Source organism: Bacillus sp. FSL M7-0791, assembly GCF_038627085.1.
GTDB classification, from domain to species: Bacteria; Bacillota; Bacilli; order Bacillales; family Bacillaceae; genus Bacillus; species Bacillus safensis.
On the sequence record NZ_CP152022.1, the window covers coordinates 1,294,448 to 1,309,848 of the forward strand.

At 41.4% G+C, this 15,401-nt stretch carries 13 protein-coding genes; 10 read left to right on the forward strand and 3 right to left on the reverse strand.

Going from position 1 to position 15,401, the window contains the following annotated elements:
• Nucleotides 1-84: 84 nt before the first annotated feature.
• From MHI08_RS06560 to MHI08_RS06590, 7 genes are all read left to right on the forward strand, one after another.
• Complete coding sequence (locus tag MHI08_RS06560; protein ID WP_003211078.1) at nt 85-351, forward strand: phosphocarrier protein HPr; 267 nt, start codon at nt 85-87, stop codon at nt 349-351.
• A complete protein-coding gene (gene ptsP / locus MHI08_RS06565; RefSeq protein WP_024426847.1) occupies nt 351-2,069 on the forward strand; it encodes a phosphoenolpyruvate--protein phosphotransferase in 1,719 nt (572 codons plus the stop codon). The genes MHI08_RS06560 and ptsP overlap by 1 nt, the downstream gene beginning before the upstream one ends.
• Before the next feature lie 100 nt (nt 2,070-2,169).
• Nucleotides 2,170-2,412: a transcriptional regulator SplA domain-containing protein gene (locus tag MHI08_RS06570; RefSeq protein ID WP_044331928.1), complete on the forward strand. Its 243-nt coding sequence runs from the start codon at nt 2,170-2,172 to the stop codon at nt 2,410-2,412.
• An 82-nt stretch (nt 2,413-2,494) separates the two neighbouring features.
• Nucleotides 2,495-3,523, forward strand: coding sequence for a spore photoproduct lyase (splB, locus tag MHI08_RS06575; protein ID WP_024424698.1), 1,029 nt, complete (start codon nt 2,495-2,497; stop codon nt 3,521-3,523).
• Between the two features lie 113 nt (nt 3,524-3,636).
• Complete coding sequence (locus MHI08_RS06580) at nt 3,637-5,598, forward strand: methyl-accepting chemotaxis protein (RefSeq protein ID WP_342500095.1); 1,962 nt, start codon at nt 3,637-3,639, stop codon at nt 5,596-5,598.
• Between the two features lie 73 nt (nt 5,599-5,671).
• Nucleotides 5,672-6,457 carry an SDR family oxidoreductase gene (locus MHI08_RS06585; protein WP_024424700.1) on the forward strand — a complete coding sequence of 262 codons (786 nt, stop codon included), beginning with the start codon at nt 5,672-5,674 and terminating at the stop codon, nt 6,455-6,457.
• Nucleotides 6,458-6,470: 13 nt separating this feature from the next.
• Nucleotides 6,471-7,343, forward strand: a complete 873-nt coding sequence (locus MHI08_RS06590) for an NAD(P)-dependent oxidoreductase (protein ID WP_056766309.1) — start codon at nt 6,471-6,473, stop codon at nt 7,341-7,343.
• Between the two features lie 61 nt (nt 7,344-7,404).
• Here the strand turns inward: MHI08_RS06590 and MHI08_RS06595 are convergent, their stop codons facing one another.
• The gene (locus MHI08_RS06595; RefSeq protein ID WP_024426851.1) at nt 7,405-8,199 is read right to left on the reverse strand and encodes a CAP domain-containing protein; all 795 of its coding nucleotides are present in this window, start codon (nt 8,197-8,199) and stop codon (nt 7,405-7,407) included.
• Between the two features lie 337 nt (nt 8,200-8,536).
• Here MHI08_RS06595 and MHI08_RS06600 point away from each other — a divergent pair, with 337 nt between their 5' ends.
• Together MHI08_RS06600 and MHI08_RS06605 are read left to right on the forward strand one after the other, a co-directional pair.
• On the forward strand, nt 8,537-10,663 hold the full coding sequence (locus MHI08_RS06600; RefSeq protein WP_103132190.1) for a penicillin-binding protein 2: 2,127 nt from the start codon (nt 8,537-8,539) through the stop codon (nt 10,661-10,663).
• Nucleotides 10,664-10,819: 156 nt separating this feature from the next.
• A complete protein-coding gene (locus tag MHI08_RS06605) occupies nt 10,820-12,649 on the forward strand; it encodes a PAS domain-containing sensor histidine kinase (protein ID WP_198456753.1) in 1,830 nt (609 codons plus the stop codon).
• Between the two features lie 25 nt (nt 12,650-12,674).
• Here MHI08_RS06605 and MHI08_RS06610 read toward each other — a convergent pair whose 3' ends face one another.
• Nucleotides 12,675-13,844, reverse strand: a complete 1,170-nt coding sequence (locus tag MHI08_RS06610) for an aminotransferase A (protein WP_024424705.1) — start codon at nt 13,842-13,844, stop codon at nt 12,675-12,677.
• 293 nt (nt 13,845-14,137) lie between these two features.
• On the opposite strand from MHI08_RS06610, the gene MHI08_RS06615 reads away from it, so the two are divergent.
• Complete coding sequence (locus MHI08_RS06615) at nt 14,138-15,022, forward strand: cation diffusion facilitator family transporter (protein ID WP_024424706.1); 885 nt, start codon at nt 14,138-14,140, stop codon at nt 15,020-15,022.
• A 64-nt stretch (nt 15,023-15,086) separates the two neighbouring features.
• On the opposite strand, the gene MHI08_RS06620 is transcribed toward MHI08_RS06615, so the two are convergent.
• On the reverse strand, nt 15,087-15,239 hold the full coding sequence (locus tag MHI08_RS06620) for a hypothetical protein (protein ID WP_162842519.1): 153 nt from the start codon (nt 15,237-15,239) through the stop codon (nt 15,087-15,089).
• Between the last annotated feature and the right edge of the window lie 162 nt (nt 15,240-15,401).

Below are 15,401 nucleotides of genomic sequence, written 5' to 3' on the forward strand. Positions count from 1 at the left end.
CTGCCGTTCTTGTTAGATGACAAGCTCGGCAGTATGATATAATATTGTGGATGTATTAATTGTATAAAAAGGAGATTGATAAAAATGGCTCAACAAACATTCAAAGTAACTGCAGATTCTGGAATTCACGCACGTCCTGCAACAGTTCTTGTACAAACTGCTAGTAAATATGATGCTGATATCAACTTAGAATATAATGGTAAAACAGTGAACCTGAAATCTATTATGGGTGTAATGTCTCTAGGAATTGCGAAAGGTGCTACAATCACAATCTCTGCTTCTGGTTCTGATGAAAATGATGCACTTGCTGCGCTTAAAGACACAATGAAAAGTGAAGGCCTAGGCGAGTAATGCAACAACTGAAAGGAATCGGTGCTTCAGCAGGCGTTGCGATTGCAAAAGCGTATCGTCTGGAAGAACCAGATTTAACAGTTCACCAAAAAGACATCAATGATCCAGAGACAGAAGTGAAGCGTTTTGAAGAAGCAATTCATGTTTCTAAACAAGAACTTGAAGCAATTAAAGAGCATGCGCTAAAAGAGCTTGGCCAAGACAAAGCAGATATCTTTTCTGCCCACCTTCTTGTGTTAAGTGATCCTGAACTGCTAAACCCAGTAAAGGATAAAATCAAATCTGATAAAGTAAATGCTGAGTTTGCTTTAAAAGAAACAGCGACAATGTTTGTCACAATGTTCGAAGCAATGGACAATGAATACATGAAGGAACGTGCAGCGGATATTCGCGACGTAACGAAACGTGTGACTGGCCATTTGCTAGGCGTTGACATTCCAAACCCAAGCATGATTTCTGAAGAAGTCATCATCATTGCTGAAGATTTAACACCTTCTGATACTGCTCAGCTGAACAGACAATTTGTCAAAGGCTTTGCAACAGATATCGGCGGTCGTACTTCTCACTCAGCGATCATGGCAAGATCTATGGAGATTCCAGCAGTTGTTGGGACAAAAGAAGCAACAAAAACGGTGAAAAACGATGATCTGATCATTGTGGATGGTATTAGCGGCGACGTCATCATTCAGCCTTCTGAAGATGAAGTGAAAGCGTATCAAAAAAAGCATGAAGACTACTTAGCTCAAAAAGCGGAATGGGCGAAACTTGTTGACCAGCCAACGGTTACAAAAGACGGCGTTCACGTAGAGCTAGCTGCAAATATCGGAACACCTGAAGATGTAAAAGGTGTACTTGAAAATGGCGGCGAAGCAGTCGGATTGTACCGTACTGAATTTTTATACATGGGCAGAGATCAGCTTCCTACAGAAGAAGAGCAGTTCGATGCGTATAAAACAGTTTTAGAGAAGATGGAAGGGAAAGCAGTGGTTGTCCGCACACTAGATATTGGTGGCGATAAAGAACTTCCTTACTTGCAGCTTCCAAAAGAAATGAACCCGTTCCTTGGCTATAGAGCCATTCGCCTTTGCCTGGAAGAGCAGGAGATTTTCAGAACACAACTACGCGCCTTACTTCGTGCAAGTACATATGGAAACTTGAAAATCATGTTCCCTATGATCGCGACGTTATCAGAATTTAGAGAAGCAAAAGCCATTTTACTTGAAGAAAAAGAAGCATTGGTTGCCGCTGGTACAGACGTTTCTGATTCCATTGAAATCGGAATGATGGTAGAAATTCCATCAACAGCTGTCATCGCAGACCAATTTGCAAAAGAAGTAGATTTCTTCAGTATTGGAACGAATGATTTGATTCAATACACAATGGCTGCTGATCGAATGAACGAACGAGTGTCTTATCTTTATCAGCCTTACAACCCAGCGATTTTACGTCTTATTACGCTTGTGATCGAAGCAGCGCATAAAGAGGGTAAATGGGTCGGCATGTGCGGTGAGATGGCAGGAGATGAAATCGCAATCCCGCTTCTACTTGGATTAGGATTAGATGAATTCTCAATGAGTGCAACATCCATTCTTCCAGCTAGAACGCAGCTAAGCAAGCTTTCTAAAGAAGAAGCTGCATCATTTAAAGAGCATATTTTATCACTTAGCACAACAGAAGAAGTGGTTGATTTCGTCAAGAAGACGTTTCAACAGAACTAAGTGAATGAAAACCAGACAGGTGAAACTGTCTGGTTTTTTTGTCGAATTTTATCATATTGAGTCATATTGGGCAGTGAGAAGGGCACCCTATAATTAAAAAATGGAGGTGACCAGATTGCCTTTCTCAGACTACAAACCGGGTGATCAAGTATATGTGATTTATCGAAATCCACATGCTGCAAACGTAGCACAAATTAAAGAAGCAGAAATTGTTTCACATCCATACAACGAAGAAGAGCTTGCCCTCTTTTTACTTGAAACGTATCATCCACTAGCACCTGATGATGCTGTGTTTCCAACATATGAAGAAGCAGAAGCTCTTTATCAAGACTTGTTTGAATAAGGGAGATTTTAGAAAGGATAAAAGCCATCCTGTGCGGTTAAAGTAACGGTATGAAAACCTTAAAGGTAAGGATGTGCTTAATATGATCAAACCTTTCGTTCCCCAGCTTGTTTACATTGAACCCCGGGCGTTAGAGTACCCGTTAGGACGAGAGCTGAAGGAAAAGTTTGAGGGTATGGGAATCGAAATAAGAGAAACGACTTCACACAACCAGGTCAGAAATATTCCGGGAAAAAATGACTTGCAAAAGTATCGTAATGCGAAGTCAACGCTTGTTATTGGTGTGAGGAAGACATTGAAGTTTGACTCGTCTAAACCATCTGCAGAGTATGCAATCCCATTTGCAACAGGGTGTATGGGACATTGTCATTATTGCTATTTGCAAACAACAATGGGAAGTAAGCCGTACATTCGAACGTACGTCAATGTAGAAGAAATATTAGATCAGGCAGAGCAATACATGAACGAGCGGGCGCCGGATATCACGAGATTTGAAGCATCATGTACTTCAGACATCGTAGGAATTGACCATTTGACACATACACTCAAACGAGCGATTGAATACTTTGGGCAGACCGACTTAGGAAAGCTTCGCTTTGTCACGAAGTTCCATCATGTTGATCATCTGTTAGACGCAAAGCATAATGGCCGGACAAGATTCCGTTTTAGTATCAATGCCGATTATGTCATTAAATATTTTGAGCCCGGAACATCACCGCTAGATCAGCGGATTGAAGCGGCTGTTAAGGTCGCAAAGGCAGGCTATCCTCTAGGCTTTATTGTTGCTCCAATCTATATCCATGAAGGCTGGCAGGAAGGATATAAAGTTCTTTTTGAAAAGCTTGATGCAGCTCTTCCTGAAGATGTGAGAGACGATATCACCTTTGAGATGATTCAGCATCGCTTTACAAAACCAGCAAAGCGTGTGATTCAAAAAAACTACCCAAAATCAAAATTAGAGTTGGACGAAGAAAAAAGAAGATACAAGTGGGGAAGATACGGAATAGGAAAATATATCTATCAAAAAGATGAGGAACAAGAACTAAGAAAGACTTTAGAGTCATATATAGATCAGTACTTTCCTTCTGCAAAAATTGAATATTTTACTTGAAACAAGCCTATACGGCTTGTTTTTTCTATTTAAATTTTCTTACAACTATTGAATGCGGTATCATTTTGCCGATATATAAATTAAGGTGTGAAAGTAGATGTAGGGGTGATGAGATGTTTAAGAAACTTCAAGTGAGAATAGCTGTTTTCATCTCAGTTATTTTAATTTTAACCGTCGTGGCCGTTCAAGTGGGTTCTAACATAGTATTAACACCACTTATTGAACGAGATGCAAAAACCACCACAGCAGCAACGGCAGAGAGCATGAGAGACATCATTGCACAAAAGCTTGATAATTACAGTGATACAATTAATAAACTGGCAACTAGTACACTTACTGAAGATTTTGCGCAAAAACAAACAAAACAAACATTAGTCTTCGAAAACGATGAACTAAAAGGCTTGCAGGAGCAGGATGAACTTATTTCACTTGCCTATATTGGAACAAGTGACGGCAAAATGTTCGCCTTCCCAGAGTCCGATTTTGGTGAAGGGTATGACCCATCTAAACGAGATTGGTTTATCCAATCAGCTGAAAAGCCTGACGAAGTCATTTGGACTGATCCATATATCGATAAAGCAACAAATGAAATGGTCGTCTCAGCCACAAAGGCGATTGTCAGAAACGGAAAGGTCGTTGGGGTCGCTGGACTTGATTTGAAATTATCCTCCATTCAATCTTATATAAAGGAACAAAAGATTCCTTATATGGGTACCGCTTTCTTAGTTGACGGCAAAGGAACCATTTTAGCACATCCAACAGAGCAAGGAAAAAACATATCAAAAGTAGCTTCTGTGAAAAAAGCGATCGACAATTCAGGTATTGATGACAGAAAAGAACTGACGGTCATATCTAAAATCAAAGAAGCTGATTGGACGATTGGTGTCAGCTTTGAGAAAAAGAAACTGCTTTGGATCACAGAACAAATGAATCAGACAAGTATCATTATATCCGTCATTGCCATTATTCTTGCGATAATCCTCAGCTTCTTATTGGCAAGAAGCATTACAACGCCAATCAAGCGTCTAATAGAGCATCTGCGTAAGGTGTCAGAAGGCGATTTAACAAGTACGCTTGCAGTGAAATCCCAAGATGAAATTGGTTCCCTCACGAAAAGCATTAATCAAATGACCGAGGATGTCAGGGAGTTAATTGAAAAAGTGAAGGGGGCTTCAGATCAAGTTGTGAAATCAGCGGATGAAGTGACCCACATTTCAAATGAGACTTTGCTGTCTAGCGAACAGATTGCAACGGCCATTCAAGAGGTGGCAACAGGAGCGACTAAGCAGGCGTCAGATGCAGAAACGATTAATGAAAAATCAGAGTATTTGTATGAGAAAGTGCGCCATATGGGTGAGCTCGCTTCACAAATGCAAACCAACTCGAAATCATCTGAAGATGCAAGCTATAAAGGGCTTGACGCACTTGGTTTGCTCGTCCAAAAATCAACACAAGCGAGTGAAGAATCGAAAAAGGTTGAGCAAATGCTGCTAGACCTTGAGCATAAAACGAAAAATATTGAAAATGTCGTGACCGCCATCTCTGAAATCTCGGATCAAACGAATTTACTTGCACTAAATGCAAGCATTGAAGCAGCGAGAGCAGGAGAAAGCGGACGAGGATTTGCTGTAGTTGCAGAAGAAGTGAGAAAGCTTGCTGAACAATCTGCGCAGTCAACAAAACACATTAGTGAAACCGTCAAACTCATTCAAGATGAATCGAAGAAGGCGGCTGAAGCGATGACAACAGCAAGTAAAATGAATGAGGAACAAGGTGCCGCCATCAATGCAACAGGTGAGGCACTCAGCAGCATCACAATGGAAATGCAGGCACTTGTCGGTTCAATCGACAGTATTCATACACAGATTAATGAAATGACAGAAGAACAGCAGAAGATGAGTGACTCCATTCAAAGTATTGCTGCCATTTCAGAAGAATCTGCTGCCTCAGCTGAGGAAGTGCATGCGTCTACAGATGAACAAGTTCAAGTGTTAGAAAGAACGAAAACCTCAACTGAAATGCTGAACGAATCAAGCCAGGCACTGCGTCAGGCGGTTGACCGATTTAAGGTGTAATGAGCGGAAAGGAACCTTGTGATGTGAGCAAGGTTCTTTTTGTATGATAAAATAAACTAGAGGAGGTGTTGACATGGATGTCAATCTAACTGGAAAAAAAGCATTGGTAGCTGCAAGCAGTCAAGGTATCGGAAAAGCGATTGCCTTTGCTCTAGCAAAAGAGGGAGCAGATGTGATGCTCTCGGGAAGACATGAACAGAAGCTGAAAGAAACAGTCAACGAGCTGTCTCCGCTTGTCAAAGGACAGCTGACTTATCAAGTATGTGATGTATCTGACGCCGGGCAAATCAAGGCGCTTGTTCAAGCGGCGGCTGGTGATGAGAAGTGTCTAGACATTCTTGTGAACAATACAGGCGGGCCTAAAACAGGAACGCTCGACACCTTAACAGATGAAGATTGGATCGAATCATTTCAGCTTCATTTACTCAGCTATATTCGATTATTAAAAGAGGCATTGCCTTATTTGAAAAAACGCGGCGCACGTGTGTTAAATATTGCGTCAATGTCAGTGAAAGAACCGATCCCGGGCTTGATGTTGTCGAATACATTTAGACCGGCCATAGCCGGCTGGACAAAAACAGCCGCTCTGGAGTTTGCAAAGGATGGTATTTTGATCAATACGTTAGCACCGGGAAAAATTGAAACAGACCGTGTGAAACAGCTGGAAAAGCACCGCGCACAAAGAGAGAATCGAACGGTTGAAGAAATCAAAGCACAGGCTGAACGAGCGATCCCGCTTGGCCGTTACGGCCAGCCAGAGGAATTTGCAGCATATGCAGTGTTTCTTTTATCAGAAGCCAATACATATATGACAGGTCAAACACTGATCATTGATGGTGGATTGACAAAGTCTCTTTAAGGAGGAACAAGTGATGGCAAAAATCAAAACAGTTGGTTTTATAGGAATCGGTGTAATGGGTCGCAGTATGGCAGGACATTTAATGGATGCAGGCTATGAAGTGATCGTTTATACAAGAACGAAAGCAAAAGCAGACGAATTGATTCAAAAAGGCGCATCATGGAAGCCGGCAGTAAAGGAGATTGCAGAAAGTGCAGATGCCGTCATTACAATGGTGGGATATCCATCTGATGTAGAAGAGATCTATTTAGGTGAAGATGGGCTTGTGGCACATGCTGCGCCAGGTACATATCTCATTGATATGACAACATCGAAGCCTCAGCTTGCAAAAGAAATTGAGTTGAAAGCGAAGGAAAGAGGTATATTTACATTAGATGCACCTGTATCAGGCGGAGACATAGGAGCCCAAAATGGCACGCTGGCCATTATGATCGGCGGAGAAAGGTCAGCCTATGAAGCCTGTCTGCCGCTATTTGAGCAAATGGGTGAAAACATTCAATATCAAGGACCGGCAGGAAGCGGTCAGCATACAAAAATGTGTAACCAAATTGCCATTGCAGCGGGAATGGTCGGTGTCGCAGAGGCAATGGCTTATGCCGAAAAATCAGGGCTTGATCCAGAGCAGGTGCTCAAAAGCATCACAACAGGTGCAGCCGGCAGCTGGTCTTTGTCAAACCTTGCACCAAGAATGCTGAAAGGCGATTTCGAGCCAGGGTTTTATGTGAAGCATTTTATCAAAGATATGGGCATTGCACTTGAAGAAGCAGAGCTGATGGGGGAAGAAATGCCAGGGCTCTCACTTGCGAAGTCCCTTTATGAAAAGCTGAGCGAACAGGGCGAAGAAAACAGCGGGACCCAGAGCATCTATAAATTATGGGTCAAATAGTTTGCAGCACCTTCAAAACAAACTAAAAACCTGTCCCAAATAGGGACAGGTTTTCTTGATATTATTTTCCGATGAATTGCTGCGTCCAGTAGTTGCCAGATTTCACATAACCAACACCGATATGTGTGTAGCTTTTGTTTAAAATGTTCGCTCTGTGGCCTTCACTGTTCATCCATGCTGTCACAACTTCTTGAGGAGATTTTTGACCTTGGGCAATGTTTTCACCTGCTGATTTGTAAGTGATACCGAATTGCTTCATTTGATCAAATGGAGATCCATAAGTTGGGCTTGTATGAGAGAAATAGTTTTTATCTTTCATATCTTGAGATTTTGCGCGAGCAGATTTGCTTAATTTAGAATCAACAGAAAGGGCCTTTAAGCCTTGTTTTGCACGCTCTTTATTTGTAAGCTCAACCACTTCTTTTTCAAATGCATTTAAGTTGCTGTCTGCTTTTGATGCGGTTGTGTCTTTTTGGTCAGCTTTTGTGTTGCTGCTTGTGTTTTCTTTTGCTGGAGTGCTTGGTTTAGAAGCAGTTGGTTTTTTCACTGATTCTTGTTTTTGTTCTTGTTTTGCTTTGTTTACTTCTTTTACTACTTTTGTTCCTGTAACAGGTTGACCGCTTTTGATCAGTTTGTTTAATAGAGCTTCGATCTCTTTTTGATTCGACTTGCTTAGCTTGTTTACATCTGAAGAGATATGTAATTTTGCTGCTAGTGTATGAAGATCAATGGCTTGATGCTGTACATTTATTACTTGTTTCAGGTTAAGCTCCTTCGCATCAGCTGAATGTCCTCCAGTGAATGTGATGAGTGCAGCAGCTGTCAGCGCTGAAAAAAAGAATGATTTCTTCTTCATATTGTAACTCCTCCTAAAATCTTTGTTTTGTTTTCTCACAAAAAATCATAACATGGACTTTTTGTTATAAACGTACCAGCATCCTCCATTGACAATGCAAGTTTGTCATTTTTGTTAAAGTCATCGTAAGAGCCGCTTCATATCAAAGGATAGGGAATTCTTCCATTTAAAGAAAACGACATAAACATACCAATATTTTAAAGTGTTAGTATATTTTTTTGCAGATTAGGGATTGACAGCTTTTTTTCACTCGTTTCGCTGTAACAACTATTACAAAAGTGTTACAATAATGAGTGGTAATTGTAAAAGATTGAAAAGGATGAGAGGAGCTACATAAGTGGGAGAGAAACAGCATCAAGGTGCTGCCGAGCAAAAAAAAATCAAGCGCCGGAACGCCTGGAGAATTAATCTCTTTTTCTTCGCTGTATTTAGTTTATTTGCTGGACTTGTGATCAAGCTGGGTGTGCTGCAAATCGTCAATGGTGAAGATTATAAAAAGCAAGCCAACCGAACAGAGGTCAAAACAGCATCATACCCGTCTCCAAGAGGAAAAATGTATGACGCGAGAGGAAGAGTCGTCGTTGATAACGAAAGTGTACCTGCCATCGTTTATACATCAGAAAGCGGTGTGAAAGCGGAGGATAAGATTAAGGTAGCAAGAAAACTTGCGACTTATATAAAAATGGATACTGATTTTTTGAGAGAGCGTGACATTCGAGATTTTTGGCTGGCGAGCCATCCGAAAGAAGCGGATAAACTCATTTCAAAAGCGGAGAAAAAAGATATCGATGCAAAGGATGTCTATCCGCTTCAAGTAGAGCGTGTCCCAAAGAAAGAAGTCAAAGCGATCGAAAAGGATGCAGAGGAAAAAGCTGTTGCAGCGATCTACCGTAGATTTACAGGCGGATATGCCTTTGAGCCCCAAATCGTGAAGGCAATGAACCCAAACGAAGAGAAAAAAGGGGACGAAAAAGTGGCTTTACTCGATGAAACGAAAGAATCAAAACAAACTTCATCCGTAAGCCTGACATATGAAGAAATTTCACTTGTCTCAGAGCATCTTGATGAACTGCCTGGTGTGAACGTCATCAACGACTGGACAAGAAAATATCCGTATGAAAAGACCCTTTATAATGTACTTGGCGGTGTGACTACACCAGAGCAAGGAATCATTAAAGAGCGTGAAGATTACTATATGGCAAGAGGCTACTCGCGAAATGACCGGGTAGGGAAGAGCTATTTAGAATATCAATACGAGGATTTTCTAAACCCAGAGAAAGCGACCGTTCAATATACACAGGTTGGCGGGAAGCTGCTCGATGAAATCAAGCGGACAGAAGGACGAAGAGGACTTGATCTTGCGCTGACATTTGATATGGAGCTGCAAAAGGAAGTCGACAAAATCGTTGAATCAGAGCTTAGATCCGCCAGCGCGAGAAACTATATGATGGATCGTGCCTTTGTCGTCATGATGGACCCTCACACAGGGGATGTTCTCGCCATGTCAGGCAAGAAAATGGACGGCAGAGACGTCACAGATTATGCGATCGGAACATTTACGACCCAGTACGAAATGGGCTCTGTTGTCAAAGGAGCCACAGTACTTGGCGGTTATCAGGACGGGATGTCACACAACCAAGCCTATATGGATACACCGCTCTATTTTGCAGGGAGTAATGGAAAGCCGAAACAGTCTTACAAAGTTCTTGGATGGGTTAACGACATTCAAGCACTCCAAAAAAGTTCCAACGTCTACATGTTCCAAGTAGCGATGAGAATGGCGGGCATCACCTATCAAAAGGATGGTCCGTTACCTGCAAGGCCTGAGCACTTACAAAAAATGAGAAACTACTATGCGCAATTCGGTCTTGGCGTGAAAACGGGGATCGATCTGCCGCAGGAATCAAGCGGGATGCAGACGCATCCTAAGACGGTCGGCGGACTCTTGCTTGATGAAGCAATTGGTCAGTATGACACGTATACACCGCTTCAAGTGGCACAATACATGTCAACGATCGCCAATGGAGGAAGCCGTATTCAGCCAAGAGTAGTGAAAAGTGTTCATCTTCCAACGAAGAAGGATGAAGTAGGCCCAGTCGTAAAAAAATATGAGCCGAAAGTGCTGAATACGATTAACAACTCGAAAGCAGATATTGACCGCGTAAAAACGGGACTGAAAATGGTCACATCAACAGGCGGAACTGCCGCTGGCCGGTTTGGTCAGCATGATGTCGCAGGAAAAACAGGTACAGCGCAAACGTTCTACTATGGTGCCAACCGCAGCTGGTGGGGAAATAGAACGTACAACTTAACCTTTGGAGGATATTATCCTTCTTCTAATCCAAAGGTGGCGTTTAGTGTCGTGACACCTTATGTCTCAGATAAGGATCCTGTTATTAAAAACATCCCGAGTAAAATTGTGGATAAGTACGTTGAATTACAAAAGAAATATGAAAAACAATAAACCGCAGGGAGCACAGCAGCAGAAAGTGCTCCCTTTTTGCTGAAAATATGGACGTTTCCCTCGATGACAGAAGGAAAATACGGGTTTTCTAGCGAATCTTTTTTATACATCAATCTAAGGACAACCCTAAAAAATGAAAAGGAGGGTCGGACGACGATGGAACAACAAATGAAAGATTCGAATCAATTGTATTCGAACATCGATTTACATGCCGTTCTTTCTTCTAATGGCCGCTTTCTCTACATTTCTTCCAACTGTAAGCAGCTTTTGCTCTATGAACAAAAGGATTTACTAGGGTGTTTTTTGAAAGACTTTGTTCATACCGAAGATCAATTTCTCGTCGAAAGTTATTTTTACAATCAGCACATGCTAGAGGTTTGCCACTTTAGACTGCTAAGAAGTGATCTGACAGCTGTATGGATCGAAGCAAGCATTGATTTTGTTGCTTGTGATGGGTTAGACAACGAAGTAAGTAGAGAAATGATCCTGAAAATGAGGGTGCTGGATACTGAGCCCCAAAAAGCAGCATTTCAAACAACATCAAAAGTAGCAGAACAGTCGTTAGGCAGTCTGCCGGCTTTCCAAAATGTCGGTGAAGCTGAACAATTGATTGCCATGCTGCCAAATCCGTTATGTATTACGACTTTAGGGAAAATTGTGTATGCGAATGATGCGATGCTGCAATTAATGGGGGTAAGTGCAAGAGATGACATGATCGGCAAGTCCGCGTTTGATTTTATTGCTGAAGAGTACCATGATATTGTCAGAAGCCGAATAACAAGGCTGCAGCAAGGCCTTCCAGTCGGAATGATTGAACAGATATGGAAGCGTCAAGATGGGAGCAGTATTCATATTGAGGTAAAGTCATCACCGACGATTTATCAAAATCAGCGGGCAGAGCTTTTACTGCTCGTGGACATCTCATCCCGTAAAAAATTTCAAACCGTTCTTCAAAAAAGCCGGGAGAGGTATCAGCTGCTCATTCAAAACTCCATTGATACGATTGCGGTCATCCATGATCACAAGTGGGTGTTTATGAATGAATCTGGCATTAAATTATTTGAAGCCGAGCATTACGATAAATTAATAGGAAAGGATATCTTTCATCAAATTCATTCCTGTGATCAGCAAAAGGTCAAAAAGAGTTTATCTCGTATTATTGAAAGAGCATCAGATTCTGAGATTGTCACAATGAGCTGTCATACGTTTAAACATAAGCTGATTTATACAGAAATGGTCTGTATCCCAACTACATTTTTTGGAGAAACAGCGGTTCAAATTATTTTAAGAGATATCTCCGAACGTAAGCAGACAGAAGAGCTCATGCTCCGCTCTGAAAAATTATCGATTGCAGGCCAATTGGCGGCTGGCATTGCACATGAAATCAGAAACCCATTGACCGCCATCAAAGGCTTTTTACAGCTCATTAAACCGAAAACAAAAGATCGCGATCAATACTTCGAGATTGTTTTCTCTGAGCTGAGCCGAATAGAAATTATCTTGAGTGAGCTGCTAATGCTGGCGAAACCGCAGCAAACGTCCTCAATGCAGACGCTTGATTTGAAAAAAATCATCAGCGAAGTCACAGCCTTGTTAGAAACACAAGCGAACTTAAATGGTATTTTAATGAACACAAGTGAGATAGAGGAGGGTCTCCTGATGAACGGGGATCAAAATCAGCTCAAGCAAGTGTTTATCAATTTAATCAAAAATGCCGTAGAATCCATGCCGGACGGAGGAAAGGTAGACATCACAGCCAAAGCAGAAGATGATGGAATACTTGTCACGATTCGTGATGAAGGGATCGGCATTCCTGAATCGGTGATGAAGCGGATTGGAGAGCCCTTTTTAACCACAAAGGAAAAAGGAACAGGACTTGGCCTCATGGTCACATTTAATATTTTAGAAAATCATAACGGGACGATCCGTGTGGATAGTCAGCCTGAAAAGGGCACCGTATTTCACATCATGTTTCCTGCAAAATAAAAACAACGGCAAGAGAGCCGTTGTTTCAATCTAGCGAATGAATGGAACGTTTTTCGAGTACAAATTGTTCTAGCCGGTCAAGTCCTTCTTTCAGCGTTTCAAGTGAATAAGCGTAAGACAGGCGCACATACCCTTCGCCGAGTGGAGAGAAAGCAGAGCCTGGTACGACCGCAAGTCTTGTACTTTCTAACAGCTCCATGCAAAAATCAAAGGAACTCATCCCAAACGATTCAATGGATGGAAAAATATAAAAAGCGCCAGAAGGTTTAATCACCGGAAGCCCCATAGAAATGAGCCGATCATATACATAATCGAGTCTTTTCTTATATTGCTCTCTCATGATCAGTGCATCATCCACACCATTTGTCACAGCTTCAAGTGCCGCCTTTTGTGAGACAGCCGAGGCACAAGACACGTTATATTGATGTACTTTTAATACATGTTTAGCAATTGGAGCTGAAGCAAATAAAAAGCCAATTCTCCATCCAGTCATGCTATGAGATTTAGACAGTCCATTGATGACAATGGTCTGTTCTTTTAAGAAAGAGGCAATTGAATGATGCGGCCGGTCAAATGTCAGCTCGCTGTAGATTTCATCGGATAAAATAAAGATGTCTTTTCCTTCAAGGAGCTGGGCAATTTCTTTCAATTCTTCTTCTGAAAGCGTGACACCAGTCGGGTTTGAAGGGTAAGGAAGAACCACACACTTTGTCTTTTCCGTTAGCGCATCCTCAATCAGCTTGGCATTCAATTTAAAGCCGGCATTCGTTGTGTCAATATGTACGGGCATGGCACCGCACATTCGAATGATCGGTTCATATCCGGGGTATACAGGTCCAGGTAAAATGACCTCATCGCCTTCTGTTAAAATGGTTCGAAACGCAGCATCGATTGCTTGACTTGCACCTGTCGTCACAATGATTTCTGACTCTGCATCATAATCAAGATTCACTTTCTTCTTGATATAATGCTGGATCGCTTGTCTTAGCTCTAGGAAACCAGCATTGTGAGTGTATGAGGTGTAATTCTCGTCAATGGCTGCTTTGGCAGCTGTTTTGACATGATGCGGCGTATAAAAATCGGGCTGGCCTATCGTCAATGAAACGACATCTTCATATGACGATACGAGATTTGAAAATGTTCGAATGCCTGAAATTTCAATATCCTTTACTCTTGGATTCAGCAAATGCTCCATTTCTCATCACCTTAAAAATTTATGTTTTTATCCTATTTTACCATTCACTGCATAAATGTCACCTGCGAAAGGCACTGGATATCGTTATATGTAGTCTATTCTCCTATCCATCACCGCATGAGTGATATATTAAAGAAAGAGCAACATTTATTATAGCGTAACCTCAAGAGAAAATACAGGCTGTGATGAAGATGATTAGAAAACGGCAAAACTGCGTAAACTGAAAGAACGTGAGAATCAGGGTCATGGGAATTGCTTTCATAGACATACGATCTCCTAAAGGAGGACGATAGATGGAACAATCAGCGAAGACATCGAAAATCGCGTTTCTATCCGTGCTGAGCAACACATTTGTTGTCATCTTAAAAATCATTGTGGGTCTATTAACCGGATCTGTCGCGGTTTTATCAGAAGCCATTCATTCGTTTCTCGATTTAATGGCATCGTTTATTGCATTTATTTCTGTTCGTATTTCAAGAAAGCCAGCAGATTCTAAACATCCTTATGGACATGGAAAAGTCGAAAATATTTCTGGAACGATTGAGACACTGCTGATTTTCGTTGCTGGCATTTGGATTATATACGAATGTGTTCACAAATTAATGCATCCAGAGCCAGTCAAGCTGCCTGTGCTTGGCATTGTGGTCATGCTGCTAGGCGCGCTCATCAATTTTGTTGTATCGAGGGTTGTGAACAAAGAGGCTGAGCGAGTACATTCAGTTGCCATGAAATCAAATGCACTGCATCTTTTAACGGATGTGTTTACGTCATTAGGGGTGGCATTTAGTTTATTGCTTGTGGCATTAACCGACTGGTATTTCCTAGATCCGATCATTGGAATGGTTCTGGCTCTCTTTATTATGCGTGAAGCGTTTAAACTCATGAAGGAAGCCTTCCCGCCGCTTGTTGATGCTCGGTTAACACCAGAGGAAGAACAATCAATCGAAGCGATCATTCAAGGATTTAGTCAAGAATTTATTGAATATCATGACTTTCGAACAAGGCGGTCTGGTGCCGAGGAATATATTGATTTTCATTTGATTGTAGATGGAAAGACAACGATTGAAGATGTGCACCAATTATGTGATCGAATTGAAGAGAAGATTCAGCTGGAATTTCCGCATGCACAAATCTTTATTCATGTGGAACCTGAAAGTGAAAGAAGCGCACAAACGTAAAAAAGGCGATCAACCTATTCTCAGGTTGTATCGCCTTTTTTTACGCTTCATCTATGAAATGAAATCAATATCCATAAGCAGTATCGTAGTCTTCATACCAAGAGATATAAGCTGTGTCATCATTTGACAAACCATGCTTCATATCTAAAAAATCAGCCTCGCAAATATCTTCAATTACAGTCATTTCGTTGTTCTTTAATAATACGACAGTTCCCATCATGAACACCTTTCTTTAAAAAATCCTTGACTATTGTACCATTTGAAGAATCATTGTCAACAGAAGAATGGAAACAAGACGAAAATATCACAAAATGTTAAAAAATCAGGAGGTAAAAGAACTAGAAGTGCCATGTTTTTCACAAATTTTCAGTATTTATTC

Coding starts and splice junctions, on each gene's coding strand:
- MHI08_RS06580 (WP_342500095.1), top strand. CDS start 3,637: ATGTTTAAGAAACTTCAAGTGAGAATAGCTGTTTTCATCTCAGTTATT.
- MHI08_RS06610 (WP_024424705.1), bottom strand. CDS start 13,844: ATGGAGCATTTGCTGAATCCAAGAGTAAAGGATATTGAAATTTCAGGC.
- MHI08_RS06620 (WP_162842519.1), bottom strand. CDS start 15,239: ATGGGAACTGTCGTATTATTAAAGAACAACGAAATGACTGTAATTGAA.
- MHI08_RS06595 (WP_024426851.1), bottom strand. CDS start 8,199: ATGAAGAAGAAATCATTCTTTTTTTCAGCGCTGACAGCTGCTGCACTC.
- splB (WP_024424698.1), top strand. CDS start 2,495: ATGATCAAACCTTTCGTTCCCCAGCTTGTTTACATTGAACCCCGGGCG.
- MHI08_RS06570 (WP_044331928.1), top strand. CDS start 2,170: ATGGAGGTGACCAGATTGCCTTTCTCAGACTACAAACCGGGTGATCAA.
- MHI08_RS06590 (WP_056766309.1), top strand. CDS start 6,471: ATGGCAAAAATCAAAACAGTTGGTTTTATAGGAATCGGTGTAATGGGT.
- MHI08_RS06560 (WP_003211078.1), top strand. CDS start 85: ATGGCTCAACAAACATTCAAAGTAACTGCAGATTCTGGAATTCACGCA.
- ptsP (WP_024426847.1), top strand. CDS start 351: ATGCAACAACTGAAAGGAATCGGTGCTTCAGCAGGCGTTGCGATTGCA.
- MHI08_RS06605 (WP_198456753.1), top strand. CDS start 10,820: ATGGAACAACAAATGAAAGATTCGAATCAATTGTATTCGAACATCGAT.
- MHI08_RS06615 (WP_024424706.1), top strand. CDS start 14,138: ATGGAACAATCAGCGAAGACATCGAAAATCGCGTTTCTATCCGTGCTG.
- MHI08_RS06585 (WP_024424700.1), top strand. CDS start 5,672: ATGGATGTCAATCTAACTGGAAAAAAAGCATTGGTAGCTGCAAGCAGT.